Below are 19,927 nucleotides of genomic sequence, written 5' to 3'. Positions count from 1 at the left end.
CACCTTCATCAACTATTACTTAATGGCCGCCGGCGTAGTCCTGCGAGCCTTCTTCGACTTCAAGCTTCTGCCGTCCCATGAACAGGGAGACGAGCAGTGCAAGCACCGCAGGCAGAATCGCCCATGCGAAGGTGTACGTTATAGAAGAGGACAGGGCATCCGCAATCTTGTCGACCACTTCGGCCGGGATCTTCTCCCTAGTCTCTGGAGTCAGCAGCGCACGCGGATCGCTTAAGTCCACACCCGCAGGCGTCTGACCAGCGGCTCCCGCACCGGCTTCACCAGCACCAGCACCATCAGCTCCCGCGCCACCTTCGCCCGCTCCACCAGCTCCGCCACCGCCGAACGCCGTCGCCAGCTTGTTCGTCAGTGCCTGGCTCTGCATGATGCCGAATATTGTGATTCCGAGTGTCATGCCCAGCGACCGAATGAAGTTCATTGTCGCACTGGCACTTCCCCGTTGACGGGCCGGCAAGCCATGAATCGCTGCGTTGCTGAGCACAGAGAACGAGGCGCCAATCCCAAGGCCAATTAGAACCATGTAGATGGTTACCGTCAAGCGTGACGTCTCAGGAGAGATCGTTGAGACCAGTACGAGACCAACGACCAGCAGGATGAAGGTAGGCACCATGAAGTTCCTATACGGCATCTTCATCATGAAGATCCCGCCCAGAGTTGCCGTCACCACCGAACCGACCATCATCGGCAGCAGGACAAGTCCTGAGTTCGTAGCCGAACCGCCAAGTACGCCCTGGATGAAGATGGGAATATATACCGATGCGACAACGAACGCCGCACCGCTGAACAAGGCGGCAAGCAGGCTCGTTGAGTAGAGACGTCCCTTGAACAGCTCGAACGGAATGACCGGCTCCTCCGCCTTGCGCTCAGCGAGCAGGAACACAAGGACCAGCACCGCGAATGCGGCGAACAGTCCGATAATCTGGAACGAATCCCAAGCGAATTCCTTGCCACCCAGCTCCAAGGCGAACATGAGGCAGATAACGGCACCTACCAGAGTGAACGCCCCTAGCCAGTCAATCTTCTGCTTGGAGTGCTCATGAGACTCCTTGTAGAAGAACGTAACCATACCGAAGGCAATGACGCCCAGCGGCAGATTAATGTAGAATATCCATTGCCACGTGATGTGGTCGGTAATATAGGCTCCTAGCAGAGGGCCGAATATACTCGACAGACCGAACACGGCGCCGAATAATCCGCCTAGCTTGCCGCGCGTCTCAATGGGTACTGCATCGAACATAATCGTGAAGGCAACCGGGATGAGCGCTCCCGCCCCAATACCTTGAATAGCACGATACATCGCCAGCTCTGTAATCGTCTCTGCTGTTCCACATAACGCCGAACCAATCATGAAGACGATCGCGCCGAACATGAAGAACTTCTTCCGCCCATACATATCGGACAGCTTGCCGAAGATCGGCATTCCCGCCATCTCGGCCACCATATATGCGGATGTTACCCACACGAACTTATCCAGTCCGCCAAGCTCTCCGACAATGTTGCCCATCGCTGTTGCGACAATCGTATTGTCCATAGAGGCCATTAGAATACCCAGCAGCAAGCCGGCTATAACGATTCCGAGATTTTTGTTCTTAGGCACACTGGCCTGAATTCCTTGACTCACCTTACCCTACACTCCTTCAACTGCACTATAATTATAATTCCCCTTCGGGTCATTCCAGAATTATACCCTTAATTGCTCCTGAGCACTAGCGCTCCGATGAATCGTCAGCGTATCCCGATATTCAACTCGGCCAATCTGGCAGCCTGGGCCAATGACCACTCGATTACCTCGCACCAGCCCCGCCTCCGTATACGCCAGCTCAATCTCATCCCCTTCAATATAATCGGCGGATAAGCTCATCGCTTGCAGGGGGAAGGCTAATCTCTTCAGTGCTGCAGCCTTGCTCTGCTTCACCCGAATACGGCCGCCGCCAATCTCCTTCACCCGGCATGGCCCGTACAAGCTAATATCCAGCTGCTCAGCACTTAGCAGCCCTTCCACGGAGCAAGCTCCTGCCAACTCGAAGCTGCCTGACTCACAATTGCCGCCTACTTGCAGATGCCCGGTGAATGACAGCTTCTCCGCCAGGAGTGACCCTCTAACCTCCACTTCCCCTCTGCCGCCCACGGATCCTGCTCTCATGCCGCCGTCCACGGACAGCTCCCCCGTCAGCCTTAACTGGCCGCCGTTCAAGTCGCCCTGAATGGTCAGCGTTCCCGTGCAGGCCATACGTTCGCATGAGGTATCCCCTGACAGCATGCCGTCGCCGGTAAGTCTAATGTGCCGGAACTGGCCGCCGCTGGCTGTGAAGTTGCCCATCATCTTCATATCCTGCTTCTTCGCTTCAGTCACCCAGCTTCACTTCCTCTCTGATCCACGCATCTGGAGCCTTAATCAGCTCATCGCGGTACTCGACCCGACCAATGACACAACCAGGACCGATGACAACTCTATTCCCCCGAACATATTGTGCTGTGGTCAGCGTCAGCTCAATCTCGTCGCCCTCTATCGTGTGAGCCTCCAGCTCCGGATTCAGCTTCGGGATCGCCCAGCTCCAGAGCGCATGCCACTTGCTGCGAGGCAGCTTCCTCACGCGAATGGACTCCACTCCAATCTCAGCCGCCTTGCTGCTGCCGTGCAGCTGGATATCCAGAGTGCCTGCGCTCAGCAAGCCTCTCACCTCCAGGTTCCCGTTCACCTTGAGCTGCTCAACCTCACAATCTCCATGAACGGTCAGCATGCCGTTCAACTCTAGCTGCTCTCCCCTCACACGTCCGCGCACCGTTGCCATTCCATCCAGACTGCCTGTCGCTGCAAGCAGATCCCCTTGAATAGACAGATGGCCGTGGCTGCTAAGCTCCTCTGTGCGCAAGTCCCCTCCCAGTCTCACATGGCCGTGCGCCTCGAAGGACTCAGAGGTGAGGTCAGAGCCGATTCGCCCTACTCCGTGGATCTCAACGTGCTGATAGCTGCCTCCTGCAGCTGTATTCACACCGTGTATCGACAAGTCTGGCAAGGGATCACCCTTCCGCCAATCCTTACCGTCATATGAAGTCGTCATACTCATCCTTGGCCACCTCCAGTAACGAGTCTCTTCAACTGCTGGGCAAGCTCAGTCATTGACTGCCGCGCAATCAACCGAGCATCAGCTCCCCAGTGTACCTCTCCCGGTGACGCCGCCAAGAGGAACAAGGTTATTCCCATCTTGCGGAGGCCGAGCAGCTCTCCAGACTTCCCTTCCAGCTTCGGCAGCTGATCACGCAGCGTATCCATGAGCAAGGCCCCCTCTTCAAGGGAGATGTCCCCCGCAGCCAGCAGCTGCTCTACCGCGAACAGCCGCAGCGCCTGTTCGAAGGTCAGCACCTGTACTCCCTCATACTCCCCGCTGTTCCCCAGCCGTTCCATCACCATCTCCGATACGGCTCTGCTCCTCTGCAGCTCTTCCTTCGACACGCTCAGTTCAGGATAGAGGTCAGGCGTCGTCAGCTTCCCGACCAGATCGTCCAGGGACAGGTCATCCTTCAAGTTCATAATCTGGTTCACCCGAGAGAGGATTAACTCCCTTGGGAGGTATGTCTCCTGCCCCGTGAACGTAGACTTGCGAATGAACCACTCCTCCGGAATCAACTGCTTCCGCTTCCACCGATATAACTGTCCATAGGAGATGCCGGTCAACTCCAGCAAGTCCTTCTTCGATATCAGATCTTCACTCATTCAGGGATTCAACTCCTTAACTATTCAGATTGTAACATAACACTGTTACGTTGCATAACAGTCTCAAGACCGAGAAGGCAACTACGCCTCTGGAAGGAGGTTCCCGCGTCGGGCGTGAGGCGTGAGGCGTGAGGCGTTGGCGCATTGCCATGCGGTCCTAGCGCGGCGACTACGCCCATTAATTCGCTTAAGGACTGCAGCCATGGCTATGGCGACATCACGTCACCACCAACAGCTGCCACCGCCGCCTGTCCACTACAGCAAAAACCCGCTGCAAGCATCAAAGCCTGCAGCGGGTTTTTTTTTCTAACAGCACCCTTACACCATAATCTTGCAAATATCGTTCGTGAACTCGACCGGATCTTGGATAGGCAGACCTTCAATCAGCAGCGCTTGCTGATACAGCAGGCTGGTGTAGAGGCTCAGCTTCTCCTTGTCACTGGCGAACGCGTTCTTCAGCGACTGGAACACTTCGTGGTTCGGGTTGATCTCCAGCACCTTGTCGGCCTGCACATTCTCATTGTTCGGCATCGCCTGCAGAATCTTCTCCATCTCGATCGTCACTTCGCCCTCAGCGGACAAGCACACCGGATGCGACTTCAGACGCTTCGACGCGCGAACGCTCTTCACCTTGCCGCCGAGCAGCGTCTTCATCTCCTCGAACAGGTCCTTGCTCTCATTCTCCTCTGCCTCAGTCGCCTTGTCCTCTGCACCCGATTCAATGCCCAGATCGCCGCTCGAGACGGACTTGAATTCCTTGTCCTTGTACTTCTGCACCATCTTGATCGCGAACTCGTCGATATCGTCGGTGAAGTACAGGATCTCATAGCCCTTGTCGCTCACCAGCTCTGTCTGAGGCAGCTTGTCGATCCGCTCGATCGACGCTCCGGATGCGTAGTAGATGAACTTCTGGTCCTCCGGCATCCGCGACACATACTCGTCCAGCGTCACCAGCTTCTTCTCCTTGGAGGAGTAGAACAGGAGCAGATCCTGCAGCACGTCCTTGTTCATGCCGTAATCATTGTATACCCCGAACTTCAGCTGTCTGCCAAAAGCCTTATAGAACCGCTCGTACCCCTCGCGCTCATCCTTCAAGAGCGACTGCAGCGCACTCTTAATCTTGTTCTTAATGTTCTTCGCGATCAGCGTCAGCTGGCGGTCATGCTGCAGCATCTCCCGTGAGATGTTCAGTGACAGATCCTCGGAATCAACCATTCCCTTCACGAAGCTGAAGTAGTCGGGCAGCAGGTCCGCACACTTGTCCATGATAAGTACGCCGTTCGAGTACAGCTCCAGCCCCTTCTCATACTCCTTCGTGTAATAATCGAATGGCGTGTTCTCAGGAATGTAGAGAATGGCGTTGTATACAACCGCGCCGTCCGCACTAATGTGCAGATGCTTCAGCGGCTTGTCGAAGCCGTAACGCTTCTCCATATAGAAGAGCTCGTAGTCTTCCGGCGTGAGTTCGCTTTTGTTTTTGCGCCAGATGGGGATCATGGAGTTGACGATCTGCTCTTCCTCGTACGCTTCCAGCTCGTTCGTCTCGCTGCCTTCCACCGGCCGCTGACCCTTCACGTCCATCTTAATCGGGTAACGGATGAAGTCGGAGTACTTCTTGATGATTGCTCTCAGGCGGTATTCTTCCAGGAACTCATCGTAATTGTCGTCCTCGGTGTTCGGCTTGATCTTCATCGTGATGACCGTTCCCACGCTGTCCTTGTCGGCAGGGGTGATCGTGTAGCCGTCCGCACCTTCGGATTCCCACTTGAACGCTTCGCTGCTGCCGAGCGCCTTGGAGACAACCGTTACCGTGTCCGCAACCATGAACGCTGAGTAGAAGCCTACGCCGAACTGACCGATAATGTTGTGGCCGTCCTTGCGCTCATTCTCACTCTTGAAGGCCAGCGAGCCGCTCTTCGCGATGACGCCCAGATTGTTCTCCAGCTCCTCCTGAGTCATGCCGATGCCTGTATCAGTCAGCGTCAGCGTACGGTTCTCCTTGTCCACCGTCACCTTAATGAAGTAATCGTCTTGGTTGAACGTGAGGTTATCGTCAGTTAGCGCCTTATAGTAGATCTTATCGATAGCATCGCTTGCGTTCGAGATCAGCTCTCTGAGGAAGATTTCCCGCTGGGTGTAGATCGAGTTGATCATCATCTCCAGTAAGCGCTTGGATTCGGCCTTGAACTCCTGCTTAATCATGCTTGTACAAGTCCCCTTTCAATTGGTGAAAAAAAGTCCAACGTTAGCACTCGTATTACCGGAGTGCTAATACTTCTTTTTATATAACACATTGGGAAATTGTGTGTCAATAGGGGCGGGGCACCGCTTCCCTTACAGCCGCTTCAGGAACTCCACAATCGTCAGCAGACCCTTGTCGAAGTTGTCGAGGTTGAAGTGCTCGTCCGGCGCATGCAGATTCTCGTCCGGCAGGCCGAAGCCCATCATAACCACGGGTGCCGACAGCTCATGTGCCAAGGATGCTACGATTGGAATGGAACCCCCGTCCTTCGTGAACAGAGCCCGAGTGCCATACACCGCCTCATAAGCATCCGCCGCAAGCTGCAGCATCGGATGTGAAGGATCCGCATTGAAGGCCCTCCCCTTCTCCCCTTCGGTCAGCTGCAGCGTCGCACCTGGCGTGCGGGACAGCTGCGCATTCAGATGCATGGTGATGCTGTCCAGCACCGCCTGTGGATCCTGGTCACCTACGAGACGGCATGTAATCTTCGCATGGGCTTCCTTCGGCAGCACCGTCTTCGTCCCTTCCCCCTGGAAGCCGCCGTATATCCCATTCAGCTCCAGCGTTGGCCGGGCACCGGTCCGCTCTACGAACGAGTAGCCTTCTTCGCCATACAGCTCGAGTAAGCCAAGGCTCTGCGTCAGCTCCTCCTCGTTCACGTTCAGCTTGCTGAACTCCTCGCGCATTAGCGGCGATAACTCAGGCACTCCATCATAGAAGCCGTCTACCGTCACACGCCCTGTATCATCATGAAGCGAGGAGAGCAGCGTCACGAGCGCATGCAGCGCATTCGGCACGCCTCCGCCGTAGGTACCGGAGTGCAGATCAGTGTTCGCTGTGTAGAGATCCACTTGCAGCGAACATAGACCACGGAGGCCGGTGCAGATGGCCGGGCGGCCTTTTTCTAACAGGCTCGTATCCGATATCAGAACGACGTCCGCGGCAAGCTTCGCGCGATTGTCCATTAAGTAAGCAGGCAGATGCTCGCTTGCAATCTCCTCCTCGCCCTCGATGCAGAACTTCACATTCACCGGCAGCTCACCTTCCTGCTTCAGGATCGCCTCGACCGCCTTCACATGCAGATAGATCTGCCCCTTATCATCCGTCGCTCCCCGCGCGTACAGCTTGCCATCCCGAATGTCCGGCTCGAATGGCGGCGTCGTCCACAGATGAAGCGGATCAACCGGCTGCACATCATAGTGACCGTACACCAGCACCGTCGGCTTGCCAGGCGCATGCAGATGATCTGCATAGATGATTGGATGGCCGTTCGTCGGCGTTATCTCCACATTGTCCAGCCCAGCGCGCTTCAGCGCATCTGCCAGCCACTCCGCCGCGCGGTTCACATCCGCCTTATGCTCCGACAGCGCGGAGATGCTTGGAATGGAGAGGAACTGCTTCAGCTCCCCCAGCTGTTCATCCCTTTTTTCCTCGAAGTAAGCCTTGTAGCTCATATGTAAATAGCCTCCTAATGTGCAGGTATTGGAATTCGATTTTATTTTACACTATTGGAGGGGGCATTAGGAAATTGGGGTGAGGGATGGACAATCACATAATCAACTCTATAACTCTCTCATATAGTAGTAGAATCACAGGCAAGCCATAAGGAGAGATTGCACACGTGAAGAACTGGAAGAGCAGCAAGACCAACCTGTCCATCACCTACATTAACATCTACAACGGAGGAACGAAGATCGACAAGAGTATTCACCTGAAGCTGCAGCAGCGGGCAGAGGGCGGGGGTCAGATTCTGAAGGATGTGGGCTATAACGCGAGCCAGGGCGGACACTTCGCAACGAACCTGAGCCAGAGCTCCAACAGACGGTCCCAATTCGCGAACGGCAACGGCCGCAGCGGCATTGCTGGGCACAAGAACGACGAACAGGGCGGCCAGAGCGCGGTTAAGCTTCGGAAGAGCAAGAATAAGAGTAAGCGGGGTTAGTGGTTAGAGGATACTTGTGAGGATGAGGTGTCCAGATCCATCTGGGCTCCGTCCTTCATATAGACGTAAATCTCCCAATCTCCGCTCAGGCCTTCTGCAGCCTTCTCTTCCATCCGCTGAGTCCTCTCGTTCTGACCTCGCTTCATTAATGATGTTACAAATGTGGTGGCTAGGCAGCTTAATATTCCAAATAACAAGTAGACCGGATGCCTTGGCATACGCGGTCTACTTTTTTCTAAATTTGAATGATTGGTATTCCGAGCTCATCCTGTACAAACCTCATATCCGAGTCTCTCGACAACAATGACAGTTCGTTCACTAGGGCAGTAGCAATAATAAGTGCATCAGGTGTTTTTAGCTTGCGGCCTTTTTCTCGTTGTTCTCTTCGTATTCGACCTGCTGCTTTTGCAATTTGGGAGGTAACTGGGATACTTCTTCTGGAAGTGAACAACTTTTCCAATCGCAGTTGTTCTGCAGGTGTTAAGCCCGCTATGACCTCACATTCACTTACGACTGAAAAGAAGATTTTTACCTTATCTCTCATAGCTTGCTGGGTGAACTCAACGACTGAAGCTTCATTGACAAGAATAGCGATAGCAATATTTGTGTCAAGAAGATATCCTTTGCTCATTAGTCCCATTCCTCACGGGATTTCCTTATTTCCTCAAGCAACTCCTTGCCTCGCTCTGGAGTTAACGTTCCAGCAACCTCAAGAAGGTCTTCGATATCTTGCTCATCATCTTGAACCTCAACCGTTTGTTTATCAAGGTCAATGACTACTCGAGACTGATTAATATTTAGATTTTGAAGCATAGACTTAAGGGCTTTTGTAGTTTGCTGGTCTAACCTTTTGGAGATCATCGGTACATCCCTCCATTTTTTCAACATAATTCATTATATCATTGTTTGATTACAGAACGTGAACTGAGACTTCGTATCTGCTAATCTAATTTCAAGCCGCATGGTATACTCCACTGACTTCGAGGTTATAGGTGTCTCTTGGTATGATTATCTCCATAGAAATAAGTGTAATCAACTACAAACCACCCAGAAAGGATTACCCATGCATACAGACGATCTCATTAAACATGTCACCACTAGCTTGAGACAGGTTCCGGGTATTGTAGCCATTGTATTAGGCGGCTCCAGGGCCAGAGGAACGCACACTGAGCAGTCTGACATTGACGTTGGTCTATATTATGATTCGCTGATTCAGCCTATAGATGTTGAAGCGTTGAATGAAGTAGCCACACAATTGGATGACGAGCATAGGCAGTCTCTTGTCACTCCAATTGGCGGTTGGGGTCCGTGGATTAACGGGGGAGGCTGGCTAACCGTACAAGGGGTACCGGTTGATCTGCTATACAGGGATCTTCAGCAAGTTGCCAAGGTTGCTAAGGATTGCGCGGAGGGTAGGGTCACTACCGATTATCAGCCTGGCCATCCCCATGGCTTCCACAATTACATGTATCTGTCGGAGATCGCTCTCTGCCATGTGTTATGGGACCCGCAGGAACGAATCACCTGTTGGCAAAAGCAAACCGTTCCCTATCCGAAGCCGCTGCAGCGAGCGATTATATCCAAGTTCCTATGGGAAGCCACATTCTCGCTCCAGAATGCGAGGAAGGGTGTGAATCGTGGAGATCTCACTTACCTAGCTGGATGCTGCTTCCGGACGGTGATGTGCTTGAACCAAGCACTGTTTGCCTATAACGAGGTGTACTGGATGAACGAGAAGGGTTCAACTTCACTCGTCGACACGTTCCCGGTCCATCCCGCTGGGTATGCTACCCGAGTGAATGAGACATTCGGCCGCTTGCCCATAGGAGCGTCTGGACTCCAAGAGGCCATTGGATTATTAGAGGCGCTGACTACGGAGACGGAATCTATGATAGAGGCAGGTAAGCCGGTATGACAATAAGGGAGCGGTGCAATTACCCGCTCCCTTCCTATTTCTCTAACTCAAATTCATCCCGCTTAACATGAGACTTACATGCTCTCCCGCTCCAACAATTCAACAAACTTGATATCTGCAGGTGCAAATATATACTCCTTCAACTCACCACGAGATATCCATCTAACATCATCATGATCAATTAGAGCAATCTTACCGCTTTTATAAGATGCTTTGTACGCAATTAAGCGAATATGAATAGAGCCATAGTGATGGTCATTAGTAGCAAAATACTCAAGAGGTACAATCTCTATCTGCATCTCTTCCAACAATTCTCTTCTGAGACAGGCTTCAACCGATTCTCCCTCTTCAATCTTGCCTCCAGGAAATTCCCACAACCCTTCTTGAGATTTGCCTTTCCTTCTCCGTGCAATGAGAATCTGACCTTGTTCGTTAAATATTATAGCTGCAGCTACTTCGAGCATTCCTCTTCACGTCCTAAACAATTGCTTTATTTGCTGCTGGAACCAATGCAGGTGGCATCTCTTTCTTCAATCTCCAGACAAAGCTGATTGGCTTATTGCCTTCATGTCTGACATACTCTGCCTCTCCAAGGAAGGTAAACGGGGAGGTATAGTTTCTGTCTTCCTTGTATTCCCGTACAAACAACAGAACCTTGTTACCTGTCCGCTTGTGATGAATGTATCTTTGTGCTGTTTTCGTTTCTTCCGAGATCCTACTCTGAGACTGCCAGTGGAATAAGCGCTCATTAATAGCATAATCCTCATACAGAGTTGAGGGAGAGAAGTCTTTGTCTGATTTGTTCAAGGTAATAAAGAAAATATCTGTCTCTTTATCTTCAAAATATTTTACCCCTTCACGGAAGCTTGGAGCCTTCTCCTCATTCCAAAAACCGAAAGCCGCCAGAATTTGATCAGTGGAGTATCTGCAATGTAAGTCTAACGGACAAGCGTATGGAAGACTATTGCTCTCATCAACAAAGTCGATATGACTGTAATTATACTTAAGTATATCCAACATCTCTTCCTTGAAAGGAGTACAAGAACAGATAAACTGTATTCCCGCTTCTATACTTTCAAAACCTTGCTTCTTAGGCTCTGATCTATAAAAGGTATAATAGAACAAGCTTAACATCAACCGTTCCTCTTCAGTCTCTGTCAGCTTCTCACCTATAAGGTAGTCTATAAGGAACTTTAACAATCTACGAGAGTTCAAATTCAGTAATGCAGGAATTCGCTTGACTAGGCTGTCTAGCTCCTCAAAATCAAATGGCTCTAATAGACCTGCTTCAACCATTAGTCCTCTAAATGAGCGATTCCCCGTTCTTCCACCATATAACTCATGCAAGCTCATTCCGTGATAATTTACGAAGCTCTCCAGTGACAACTCAAGACCCGAGTCTCCTTCAAAATACTTAATTTTATGAATCAAGCTCCTTCTGGTATTAGTCGCTTGCTTGAGATTGTCCAAGATGTAGGACCTGGCCACCTTCTCCAACTGAATGAAGCTTCCTCTCGGAAGGCTGGAAAAGCCATTCTCGACGTAGTGCTGAACGGAATGCTTCGTTTTGCCAAGCAGCGCTCGAAGCTTATCCTGAAAATTGTAATCTTTATGCGCTTGGCCTATAAAATCAAGAATCGTTAAGCATTCTTTGCCTTCGGCTAAGCGGAGGCCCCTTCCTAGTTGTTGCAGGAATACGGTTAAGCTCTCTGTTGGACGTAAGAATAAGACAGTATTCACTTCTGGGATGTCCACGCCCTCATTATATAAGTCCACAACAAAAATCATTCTGATCTCGCCATGAACAAGCTTGCTCTTCGCTTGATTCCTATCCTCTTCACTTGATCCCCCATGCAGGGCAAGGGATGGAACACCCGCTTCATTGAATACCTTCGCCATATAGAGGGCATGTTCAACCCCTACGCAGAAGCCAAGTCCTTTTACACCATTTAGATCTGTGACATATTTCTTGAGACTGTTAAGAATTTGCGTGACTCGAATTTTATTGTTCGTATATAACTGTTCCAGCTCTTGCAGATCATAACCGCGTTTGGACCATTTTACTCGAGACAGATCGACATGATCACTAACTCCGAAGTACTGAAAAGGAGATAGAAGCTTCCGGTCTATTGCATCCGTTAACCGAATCTCTGCAGCAGTCGTATGATCAAAGTAGCCTAGAATATCCTTGCCATCCATCCGTTCTGGTGTAGCCGTGAGTCCTAACAGAATGGAGGGTTCATAGTGATTAAGCAGCTTCTGATAGGATGGTGCGGCAGCATGATGGAATTCGTCTACGATAATAAAATCATAGAAGTCAGCGGTTGTTAGCTCTGTAAGCTTCGTAGAATTCATACTCTGTATGCTAATAAACAGATGGTCAAGCGCTGTTGCCTGATGAATTCCGACATGCAGCTCACCGAAGTTTAAGTCTTTCAATATAAAACGGAAAGTATCTAAGCTTTGCTTCAATATCTCTTCTCGGTGAGCAACGAACAGCAGTCTGGCTCTAGCGTTACGCTGAGCATATCGTTTATAGTCAAATGCTGAAATGACGGTCTTCCCTACGCCCGTTGCAGCTACCAGCAAATTCTTTGTTCTTCCATACAATGTTCTTTCCGCCTCAAGCTTGTCGAGTACTTCCTTCTGATAATCGTATGGCATAATATTAAATTTAAACATCATGGTATCTTGGGTTTGGTCCTGCATCTTGGTTCTGCTTAGTGCTTGTATTAATTGCTCTTCATGCTTAGGGTCATCTGCAACAAAGCTTGTAAACTCTCGGTCATTCCAATAGCTCTCGAAGGTTGCCTCTATTTTTTTCAAGACATCATAGGAGTCCTTCTCAGTCACCTTAAGATTCCACTCTAGTCCGCTAGTAAGAGCCGGGTTGGACAGATTGGATGACCCTACATAGGCAGTAGTAAATCCCGTATTTCTTTTGAATACATAAGCCTTTGCATGAAGACGCGTACGACTGCTATCATAGGATATTTTAATCTCTGTATTCTGAAGCTTGCTCAGTTCAATGACAGCCTTATAATCCGTAGCTTCCATATAGGTCGTGGTTATGACTCTAAGTCGCCCACCTCTGGCGGTGAATTCCTCTAGCTGCTCAATCAGACATCTTAGTCCGCTCCACTTGATAAAAGATACAAGAAACTCAATCTGATCAGCCGTTACAATCTCATGCCTCAATTCACTAAGCATATTCGGTTCAGAATGGGAGCCTGTGAACAGAGAGCTCTGTGACAGCGGCGTTGTTGGACGCAGAACTTTCTCAGCCTTCATGGAGCGAATTGAATTCAACTTCTCATAGACGTAGGTTAATACTTCCCCTTGTTCTTGCAGCTGCAGCGCTTCATAATCTTCATGATCAAGACTGCCTCTTAGCGTTGTCATAATATCATTACAGGCTCGAACTTGTGCCAGTACCGCTTCCTCATCACTGTCAGAGTTCTCGCGAACAACCTTCAAGGCCTTTCGGACAACGGTGGCGATGTAGTTGGAGAGGAGCTTCCTCGCTTCTTCTGAGTCTAGCGGCTCTTTTCCAACATCATAGGAAGATGGGTCCAACAAGGCTAGCTGCTTCAGTGTGCCCTTGTTAATGAGTTGTTCGTATAAGCCTTGCTTCATTGGACACCTCGTAAATTATTATTAATGCAGTTCCCGCCGTTCGAAATGCCAATGCAGCCGATACAAGCAAATCTCCCGCGTCCAGCGGTACATATTGCGATGTAGGTCGCTGTCTGCTGGTAATTAAGAACCATTTTCAACCTTGTACATCAAGTTCGACACGATCCAGTATTATCCTGCATGGGTAGATAATTAGGTTGCGCGGTTAGCCATTCGGCTATATCGCATCTCATACACTCTCATACAATAGTAGCAGACAACTCTACTAGGAGAGGATCTGGTCGAATGACAATTCAGTATGTAGATCTCAGATTATCGATGCAGGACAACGGGCTTGGCACTCCTGTTCTCATTCCAACCACACCGGATACCGCCATGTTCGGAGATATTGGCATCCAGACCACTCCGGTGCTGCCTGCCAACGTCGAACTGGTACGGGTTCAGATTACGGGCTCGGTGCTTCTTCTCTTCCAGAAGAATCAGGTTCCCATTACGGTCAATGTATACAAGAACGACGACCCCTCACCCTTCTATACCACAAGCTCCAAGGTCCCCTCTGGAATGGTCGTCACCTCCACACTCGGCATTCATGCCATGGACTTCCCAACCCCAGCGGAAGTAATCTCCGGGCAGATTCGCTATACGGCCACCATTACCCAGGAGGAGAAGGGTGACACCTTGATGAGTGCAAGAAGTCTTAGTGGAATTGCTTTTGCCGGGAACGGCTGACCTGTTAAGCAACTTTTTCTTAGTGTGCAACTTTCCACGCTCACCTGCGTCTTACTCATAGTCTACTGGAACGACTTCCAACTATTAGTAGCTAAGGAGTGACGATTATGAAGCTATTGCAAAAGCTTACCGCAGCCCTGCTGCTGTTCACCGCTGTCGCAGGAGCCGGTGCTGCTGGATCAGCGCCGGCCTCGGCCGCGCAGCAGCAGAATGTGTCTGTGAAGCTTCCGACTTACGCAGTTCACGTGAATGGGGTAACCCTGGATAGCGCGAGGGCGGCTTATCCGGTGGTGGTGTATAAGGGGATTACTTATTTTCCGATGACATGGAATTATGCACGGGCACTGGGGCTGACTACCGCGTGGAACAAGACGACAGGCCTGACGATTCAGTCGCAGCCGAACGGGAGAGAGCCGCTGAAGCAGGACAACTCCGGGCGCAACAAGGCTGGACAAGCCTATACGGCGAAGATTGCTTCGTTCCCCATTAAGGTGAACAACGAGGTGGTGGTGAATGCGAAGCAGAAGTACCCCATCCTGCAGTTCCGGGACGTGACTTACTTCCCTATGACGTGGCACTTCACGCATGACTTGTTCAAGTGGGAGAATGAGTGGAATGCGAAGACGGGCTATCATGTGCGAGGGACACAGGAGCAGATGCTGGCGGGCAGGGGCGTTGTATCCGATGCTGGAGATTATCTATATGTGATGAGCAGTACGGGTGACTATGTCGAAGTGAACAAGAATCTACAAGGCGATGCAAGGAAGCTTATTGGGAAGAAGGAATATGCGGAAGTTGTGGAACTTGCGGAGAGGAAGGATAAGCCATATGAGATGCCTGAATCGCAGGATGCAGATAAGGAAATTATTAGAGAAGGCGACGCCCTATTCTATAATAATCAGAACTTAGTTGACCTGACCCCTTACCTGGACAAGGTTAAGGAATATAAGAAGACGGGCACCGAGGAGAGCGGGGTCTCGTTCGATGCTTATACTCAGAAGCTGGATGTTGCGCTTACTCTGTTGACCATTAATGTCTCCTATCTCACTCATATACCTGGTCCGTACACGCCGAGCGAGATTCATCTGTTCGTACTTAGAGATGGTCAAGCTCAGAGAATTACAGGCTTCAGTCAATATCCTGACATGCTAGCACGGAATGCAGACGGAAGCTACTGGCTCGCCAGTCATACCGTTGTGAGAGATGAATTAACGACAAGGAACTTCCACATGGAAGGACAGGTTGCCCTCATTCGCAAGGACGGAAGCTCACGCAGGTACAATTCCAGTACAGAGCTTAATGCTGTTGATATCGATCTCCTCTCTGCAGATGAGAACTCAGTCATCGTTCATGCCTACAATGATAAGTTCAATGATACCGACGCCCTCCCTACTGACGGATTCTTCCGCCTGCACAGCAACGGCAAGGTCGAGAAGCTGGCTCCGCATACGCGCGGCAAGGGCTATGTCGATGACAAGGGCCAGCTGTATGTGGTCATTCCCGAGAGGAACACGATCACCAACCTAACGACGAAGCAGACCCACCGCTGGTGGGATTATGAGCTTACGTTCCGCTAACTACAGCGCGCAACAACCGAAGCCGCTCCAGCCATCAACACAAGGAAGGGATACCTCGCATCAATCGGGGTATCCATTCCTTGCTTTCCTGCATAGTCGTATCAATGATCTTGTGAGATCTGGCCGGAAGCCACACTACAGCTGACTCAATCGCTTCAACTGATACTCCTTCGGTGTAACGCCGTAAGCCTTCTTGAACACCTTGTAGAAGTAGCTCTCGTTGCCGAAGCCCACTCGGACAATAATCTCCTTCGTGCTTCGCTCTTCCTTCTCCAGCAGCTCTACCGCTGCCTCCAGCCTCAGCTTGTTAATATACTCGGTAATCGCAAGCGACTCCCGCTGCTTGAATACCTTGCTGATCGTCGTGGTCGACATCTTCAAGCGGCTGGCTATGCTCTGCACGTTCAAGTCGGGATCGGTATACTGCTCTTCAATAATGGACTTGATCGTATCGAACAGGACCGTATACTTCATCTCCTCCGACCCCTTAAGCTGCTCCTTAATATGGAGCAGCTCACGCAGGAACAGCATTCGAATGTCATACAGAGTCTCTTGGCTAAGCACCTCTTGATAGAAGGCCTTAATGTCCATCCGCAGCGGCTGCAGGCGATGATGATTCATCTCGCGCATCTCTTGATGAATAATGGTCATGAAGTGGAGAATGGAATGATACATATTCTCATAACGCACCTCGGCAATCGCTTCGAAGATGTCCCCCACTGCCTCTTCCACATCCGACTCACTGCCCTGCTTCAGCTGCTCAATCAGCTTCTTCTCCAGCTCCGCAGGGTAACGCAGCTCTGCGTGGCTCTCATTCTCTTGAATGTCCGCCGAGGTTATATAAGAGCTCTGGCCGAGCAGCATCCGATAATTAGACAGATGCAGGGTATGCTCATACGTCTTAGACAGCTCTGCAGCTTCCTGGCATACTTCCCCTGCCGCAGCCGTCACTGTAATCCGGTAGTACTGAGTGACAGCAGCCTGAATTCTTCGCACTCGCTGCTCAAGCTCTTCCCCATTCCTATACTCTTGGCTCTTAGGGCTTAAGATGACGACGACATAGTTATTCTCCGGGTCCACTGTCTCTACCTTGTATTGATCAGCAAGAATCTCACTGGCTATATTCCCGATGGCGAACTGGAACAGCTTGCACTCCTGATGACTGTAGTTCTTCTTCAGCTCATTATAGTTGTCCAGCTGGAAGACCAGCAGGCGAAGAGGCTTCATCACATCAATATGGAGCTCATGCTCCTTCACTAGCTGCGTTAGAGCATTCGGGGTGAACGACTGACTCTCTAGCAGCAGCCTTCTGAGATGATAGCGCTTGGCAATGTTCTGCTTGTTGAAGTTATACTTATCGACAACTCCCTTGTACATCTTGCTCATCATTCTAAGTTCATCGTCATCCGCACTCTCTTCGCCGATATCTCCCTTCATTTGCGAGAGCAATCGCTCGACTGGCTTGTAGATCCTCAGGGACACAGCTAAGCCCAGCCCGACGAAGATCACGACGAAGATGAGAAGGATAAGTACCGTCGTGTTGCGGAGCTGCTTAATACTGCCCATGATAGACTCATAGGACTTCACACTAATGATCGTCCAATCTTCCGTACCTGTAGACAAGTAAGTGACAACCTGCTTCTCTTCTCCTGATCCAGCGAAGAACAGATCCTTACTTTTTCCGGTGCCTTGAATACGCTTGTTAATGGTGTCGCCGAGATTCCAGGTGTCGGGCATGACTTGATTGTTTTTGCCAAAAATCGTGCCGTCAGTATCCATTAGATAGACATTCGTCTCCCGGTTGTACGACTGCCGATTGATCCACTCCATGTTGTCGAACAGCCACTGCGGCTTCACATTAATAATGAGAGCGCTCTCTTCAGACGCCGACGAAGCTTGCTTCCGCTCCTCGTACATGAACATAGAGAAGTATTGCAAGTAATTATCTTCGATGATTGGGATGAATCGGAACTTAGGCACCTTGTCTTGCTTGCCCAGATATAAGTCTAGAATGGTCTGCTTGTTCACATCGCCTGCCTGGAAGGAATACTTATTCTGCCCGTTATAGACGACAATGGAATGCAGATAGCTGGAGGAGCCAAGTGAAGTCCTCAGCTTGTTCAGCGCGACGACGGAATCCTTGTAATTCATCCCGCTGTCGAACAGGAGCCCATTGTAATCCCCTGCGGAATACAGCTTGACCAGCAGCTCCTTCACATTCTCCCTCATGAAGGTCAGATTATATTGAATCTGGCTTGCCCTCTCCAGATCCGCTTCCTTCTGCACGCGCAGTACGGCCTTCTCTGCATTCACATAGAGAGCAATGGACGAGGCAATCAGCACGATCAGGATAACGAATACGACTGATAGGGATATGCGCTGCAGATACTTCCTGGACTTATACTTGTGAAGAATAGGCAGAGCGGGACCCTCCTCATACATGTCTTCTACTTGCAGTAGTGTTAAAAATAGCAGAAGAAAGCCTCTATGGCAACTGTACAAATCGCAAATCAGTCTCTATTCATGATGAATGAGGAAAGAGACTCTCCCAAGAGGAGAATCTCAATAAGTAAAAGGAGAAGCTGACTGATTACTTCTTCGTGCTCTTCCATTCATCGATCTGCTTCTGCAGCTCAGCGATGACTTCGTCCACGCCTGCTTGCTTCAGCTTCTGCTGGAACTCAGGAAGCACCTTCGCTGGATCCTCAGCGCCCGTGAGTAGAATAGGAAGATACGTATCCAAGACCGATGTGACATTCGCTACGTTCGATTGTACCGGTTCAGGGTTGAATACATAGCCCATCAGAGCAGCAGGCTTCGATTCGGCATTCATCTTGAGTGTCTCTTCGTGAATAGTAGGCAGCATGCCTGCCTTCAAGTACTCATTGAACGTATTGCCGAATACCCAGCTTGTGTTCGGTGAGTAGCCGCTCTCTGGAATAATCTCGATATACTTGTCGTCCACTTGCTTGTAATGCTTATCCTTAATTCCGTTGGAGATTAAGTTGTACAGCTCCTTGTCATTGTTGACCAGCTCAAGGAACATCATCGCACGCTCCGGATTAGCCGAAGTCTTGCTTACGGCGTTAAGTGTTGCTTGTGCAGCAGTAGCGGGAACATAGTTCTCTACGAGCGGCACATATACGCTGTCCTCGCCCACCTTATCTTCGGTCGTGAAGGCCTTCACATTACCGCCAGGCTTAAGGGTCGTATGGATGACAATAGCATCCTGCGACTTCTCCTGAATCTCCTTGATGCTATCGAGTGGAGCATCCTTGTGAATATACCCCTTCTGGTACCAATCGCGAACGATCTCTGTGCTCTCCTTGAAGCCGGCTGTCTCATAGATGTTCATAACCTTGTAGTCTCCAGCCTTGTAGTCAATCGCGCCAACTCCGCCAACCTCTTCAAGTCCCCATGTACGAGACAGGTTCTTGAATAGTCCATTACGAGGATCCAGAGCAAGGGTGACCATATCCTTCTCTCCAGCCTTAACCTTCGCCATGAAGGGCTCCATGTCTCTAATCGTCTTAATGGCAGCAGGATCTAGACCGTACTTCTCTGCAATACTCTTGCGAACGATGAAGCCTGGATTCTGAGCCATGATCTGGTAGGAAGGTACACCGTAGATCTTGCCGTCTACCTTCACGCCATCCCATGCGAAGGCTGGGATGGTCTCTCTAGTCTTAGGCATGTACTGGGCAAGCTGCTCTTCCGTCAGCTCCATGAATGCACCCTTCTTGACATTCTGCACATAGTTGAAGTTCCAGCTGGAAGCCCAGATGATGTCAACTGGCTCACCGGAGGCAACAATCGGGTTCATCTTGTCCTGATAGTTCCAGCTTCCAATCTTAAGTGTAACGGTGGCATTGATCTTCTCTTGGGTAATCTTATTCACTGCTTCTTGGACAGACTTCAGGTCCTCCTGCTCGGGTCCAATGTAGTACCAGGTCAGATTCACCGGCTTAAGCTCCTCTGTCTTACCTGGAGCAGGTGTTGCCTCTGTGCTGCCTGTGTTCGCTGTTCCAGACGGCTGGTTATTGCCATTGTTGCTGCTGCAAGCGCCTACAATAAGCGTCAAGCAGAGGATGAGCATCAGTATGCTCATGCGCTTCGTTGTGAACATGAATAAGTGCCTCCCTTGTCTCTT

At 50.5% G+C, this 19,927-nt stretch carries 16 protein-coding genes; 4 read left to right on the top strand and 12 right to left on the bottom strand.

The window, feature by feature from the left end; all coding sequences use genetic code 11:
* Positions 1–19: 19 nt before the first annotated feature.
* The 6 genes from ACFO9Q_RS15515 to ACFO9Q_RS15490 all read right to left on the bottom strand — a co-directional run bounded on the left by ACFO9Q_RS15515 (position 20) and on the right by ACFO9Q_RS15490 (position 7,432).
* Positions 20–1,642, bottom strand: coding sequence for an MDR family MFS transporter (locus tag ACFO9Q_RS15515; protein WP_379183626.1), 1,623 nt, complete (start codon positions 1,640–1,642; stop codon positions 20–22).
* Between the two features lie 60 nt (positions 1,643–1,702).
* On the bottom strand, positions 1,703–2,374 hold the full coding sequence (locus ACFO9Q_RS15510) for a bactofilin (RefSeq protein WP_379183624.1): 672 nt from the start codon (positions 2,372–2,374) through the stop codon (positions 1,703–1,705).
* A complete protein-coding gene (locus ACFO9Q_RS15505; RefSeq protein ID WP_379183622.1) occupies positions 2,367–3,089 on the bottom strand; it encodes a hypothetical protein in 723 nt (240 codons plus the stop codon). The genes ACFO9Q_RS15510 and ACFO9Q_RS15505 overlap by 8 nt, the downstream gene beginning before the upstream one ends.
* Positions 3,086–3,736 (bottom strand): DUF4004 family protein, encoded by a 651-nt coding sequence (locus ACFO9Q_RS15500; RefSeq protein WP_379183620.1) that lies wholly within the window; start codon positions 3,734–3,736, stop codon positions 3,086–3,088. The genes ACFO9Q_RS15505 and ACFO9Q_RS15500 overlap by 4 nt, the downstream gene beginning before the upstream one ends.
* Before the next feature lie 318 nt (positions 3,737–4,054).
* Entirely contained in the window at positions 4,055–5,938 is a 1,884-nt protein-coding gene (htpG, locus tag ACFO9Q_RS15495; protein WP_379183618.1) for a molecular chaperone HtpG, read from the bottom strand.
* 132 nt (positions 5,939–6,070) lie between these two features.
* Positions 6,071–7,432 (bottom strand): dipeptidase, encoded by a 1,362-nt coding sequence (locus tag ACFO9Q_RS15490; RefSeq protein WP_379183616.1) that lies wholly within the window; start codon positions 7,430–7,432, stop codon positions 6,071–6,073.
* Between the two features lie 167 nt (positions 7,433–7,599).
* Here ACFO9Q_RS15490 and ACFO9Q_RS15485 point away from each other — a divergent pair, with 167 nt between their 5' ends.
* Positions 7,600–7,920 (top strand): hypothetical protein, encoded by a 321-nt coding sequence (locus ACFO9Q_RS15485; protein WP_379183614.1) that lies wholly within the window; start codon positions 7,600–7,602, stop codon positions 7,918–7,920.
* A 235-nt stretch (positions 7,921–8,155) separates the two neighbouring features.
* Here the strand turns inward: ACFO9Q_RS15485 and ACFO9Q_RS15480 are convergent, their stop codons facing one another.
* Positions 8,156–8,551 carry a type II toxin-antitoxin system VapC family toxin gene (locus ACFO9Q_RS15480; RefSeq protein ID WP_379183612.1) on the bottom strand — a complete coding sequence of 132 codons (396 nt, stop codon included), beginning with the start codon at positions 8,549–8,551 and terminating at the stop codon, positions 8,156–8,158.
* On the bottom strand, positions 8,551–8,781 hold the full coding sequence (locus ACFO9Q_RS15475) for a hypothetical protein (protein ID WP_379183610.1): 231 nt from the start codon (positions 8,779–8,781) through the stop codon (positions 8,551–8,553). Before ACFO9Q_RS15475 ends, ACFO9Q_RS15480 begins: the two co-directional genes overlap by 1 nt.
* A gap of 202 nt (positions 8,782–8,983) precedes the next feature.
* Between ACFO9Q_RS15475 and ACFO9Q_RS15470 the strand changes: the two genes are divergently transcribed.
* On the top strand, positions 8,984–9,835 hold the full coding sequence (locus ACFO9Q_RS15470) for a nucleotidyltransferase domain-containing protein (RefSeq protein WP_379183608.1): 852 nt from the start codon (positions 8,984–8,986) through the stop codon (positions 9,833–9,835).
* 74 nt (positions 9,836–9,909) lie between these two features.
* On the opposite strand, the gene mutT is transcribed toward ACFO9Q_RS15470, so the two are convergent.
* Together mutT and ACFO9Q_RS15460 are read right to left on the bottom strand one after the other, a co-directional pair.
* The gene (gene mutT / locus ACFO9Q_RS15465) at positions 9,910–10,299 is read right to left on the bottom strand and encodes an 8-oxo-dGTP diphosphatase MutT (RefSeq protein ID WP_379183606.1); all 390 of its coding nucleotides are present in this window, start codon (positions 10,297–10,299) and stop codon (positions 9,910–9,912) included.
* Positions 10,300–10,312: 13 nt separating this feature from the next.
* Entirely contained in the window at positions 10,313–13,471 is a 3,159-nt protein-coding gene (locus ACFO9Q_RS15460) for a DUF3427 domain-containing protein (RefSeq protein WP_379183604.1), read from the bottom strand.
* 285 nt (positions 13,472–13,756) lie between these two features.
* On the opposite strand from ACFO9Q_RS15460, the gene ACFO9Q_RS15455 reads away from it, so the two are divergent.
* Positions 13,757–14,200 carry a hypothetical protein gene (locus ACFO9Q_RS15455; protein ID WP_379183602.1) on the top strand — a complete coding sequence of 148 codons (444 nt, stop codon included), beginning with the start codon at positions 13,757–13,759 and terminating at the stop codon, positions 14,198–14,200.
* Positions 14,201–14,307: 107 nt separating this feature from the next.
* Entirely contained in the window at positions 14,308–15,777 is a 1,470-nt protein-coding gene (locus ACFO9Q_RS15450) for a hypothetical protein (protein ID WP_379183600.1), read from the top strand.
* A 135-nt stretch (positions 15,778–15,912) separates the two neighbouring features.
* Here the strand turns inward: ACFO9Q_RS15450 and ACFO9Q_RS15445 are convergent, their stop codons facing one another.
* Complete coding sequence (locus tag ACFO9Q_RS15445; RefSeq protein ID WP_379183598.1) at positions 15,913–18,219, bottom strand: helix-turn-helix domain-containing protein; 2,307 nt, start codon at positions 18,217–18,219, stop codon at positions 15,913–15,915.
* A 148-nt stretch (positions 18,220–18,367) separates the two neighbouring features.
* Positions 18,368–19,903, bottom strand: a complete 1,536-nt coding sequence (locus tag ACFO9Q_RS15440; RefSeq protein WP_379183596.1) for an ABC transporter substrate-binding protein — start codon at positions 19,901–19,903, stop codon at positions 18,368–18,370.
* Positions 19,904–19,927 lie beyond the last annotated feature (24 nt).

The sequence above is a fragment of the Paenibacillus sp. GCM10023252 genome (assembly GCF_042653305.1).
Lineage (GTDB): Bacteria > Bacillota > Bacilli > Paenibacillales > Paenibacillaceae > Pristimantibacillus.
The sequence above is the reverse complement of the archived record's forward strand: the minus strand, read 5'-3'. Positions and strand labels throughout refer to the sequence as shown.

What these genes read in the sequence shown, in the direction of transcription:
- ACFO9Q_RS15450 (WP_379183600.1), top strand. Translation starts at nt 14,308, where the DNA reads ATGAAGCTATTGCAAAAGCTTACCGCAGCCCTGCTGCTGTTCACCGCT.
- ACFO9Q_RS15470 (WP_379183608.1), top strand. Translation starts at nt 8,984, where the DNA reads ATGCATACAGACGATCTCATTAAACATGTCACCACTAGCTTGAGACAG.
- ACFO9Q_RS15480 (WP_379183612.1), bottom strand. Translation starts at nt 8,551, where the DNA reads ATGAGCAAAGGATATCTTCTTGACACAAATATTGCTATCGCTATTCTT.
- ACFO9Q_RS15505 (WP_379183622.1), bottom strand. Translation starts at nt 3,089, where the DNA reads ATGAGTATGACGACTTCATATGACGGTAAGGATTGGCGGAAGGGTGAT.
- ACFO9Q_RS15460 (WP_379183604.1), bottom strand. Translation starts at nt 13,471, where the DNA reads ATGAAGCAAGGCTTATACGAACAACTCATTAACAAGGGCACACTGAAG.
- mutT (WP_379183606.1), bottom strand. Translation starts at nt 10,299, where the DNA reads ATGCTCGAAGTAGCTGCAGCTATAATATTTAACGAACAAGGTCAGATT.
- htpG (WP_379183618.1), bottom strand. Translation starts at nt 5,938, where the DNA reads ATGATTAAGCAGGAGTTCAAGGCCGAATCCAAGCGCTTACTGGAGATG.
- ACFO9Q_RS15455 (WP_379183602.1), top strand. Translation starts at nt 13,757, where the DNA reads ATGACAATTCAGTATGTAGATCTCAGATTATCGATGCAGGACAACGGG.
- ACFO9Q_RS15475 (WP_379183610.1), bottom strand. Translation starts at nt 8,781, where the DNA reads ATGATCTCCAAAAGGTTAGACCAGCAAACTACAAAAGCCCTTAAGTCT.
- ACFO9Q_RS15490 (WP_379183616.1), bottom strand. Translation starts at nt 7,432, where the DNA reads ATGAGCTACAAGGCTTACTTCGAGGAAAAAAGGGATGAACAGCTGGGG.
- ACFO9Q_RS15445 (WP_379183598.1), bottom strand. Translation starts at nt 18,219, where the DNA reads ATGTATGAGGAGGGTCCCGCTCTGCCTATTCTTCACAAGTATAAGTCC.
- ACFO9Q_RS15500 (WP_379183620.1), bottom strand. Translation starts at nt 3,736, where the DNA reads ATGAGTGAAGATCTGATATCGAAGAAGGACTTGCTGGAGTTGACCGGC.
- ACFO9Q_RS15440 (WP_379183596.1), bottom strand. Translation starts at nt 19,903, where the DNA reads ATGTTCACAACGAAGCGCATGAGCATACTGATGCTCATCCTCTGCTTG.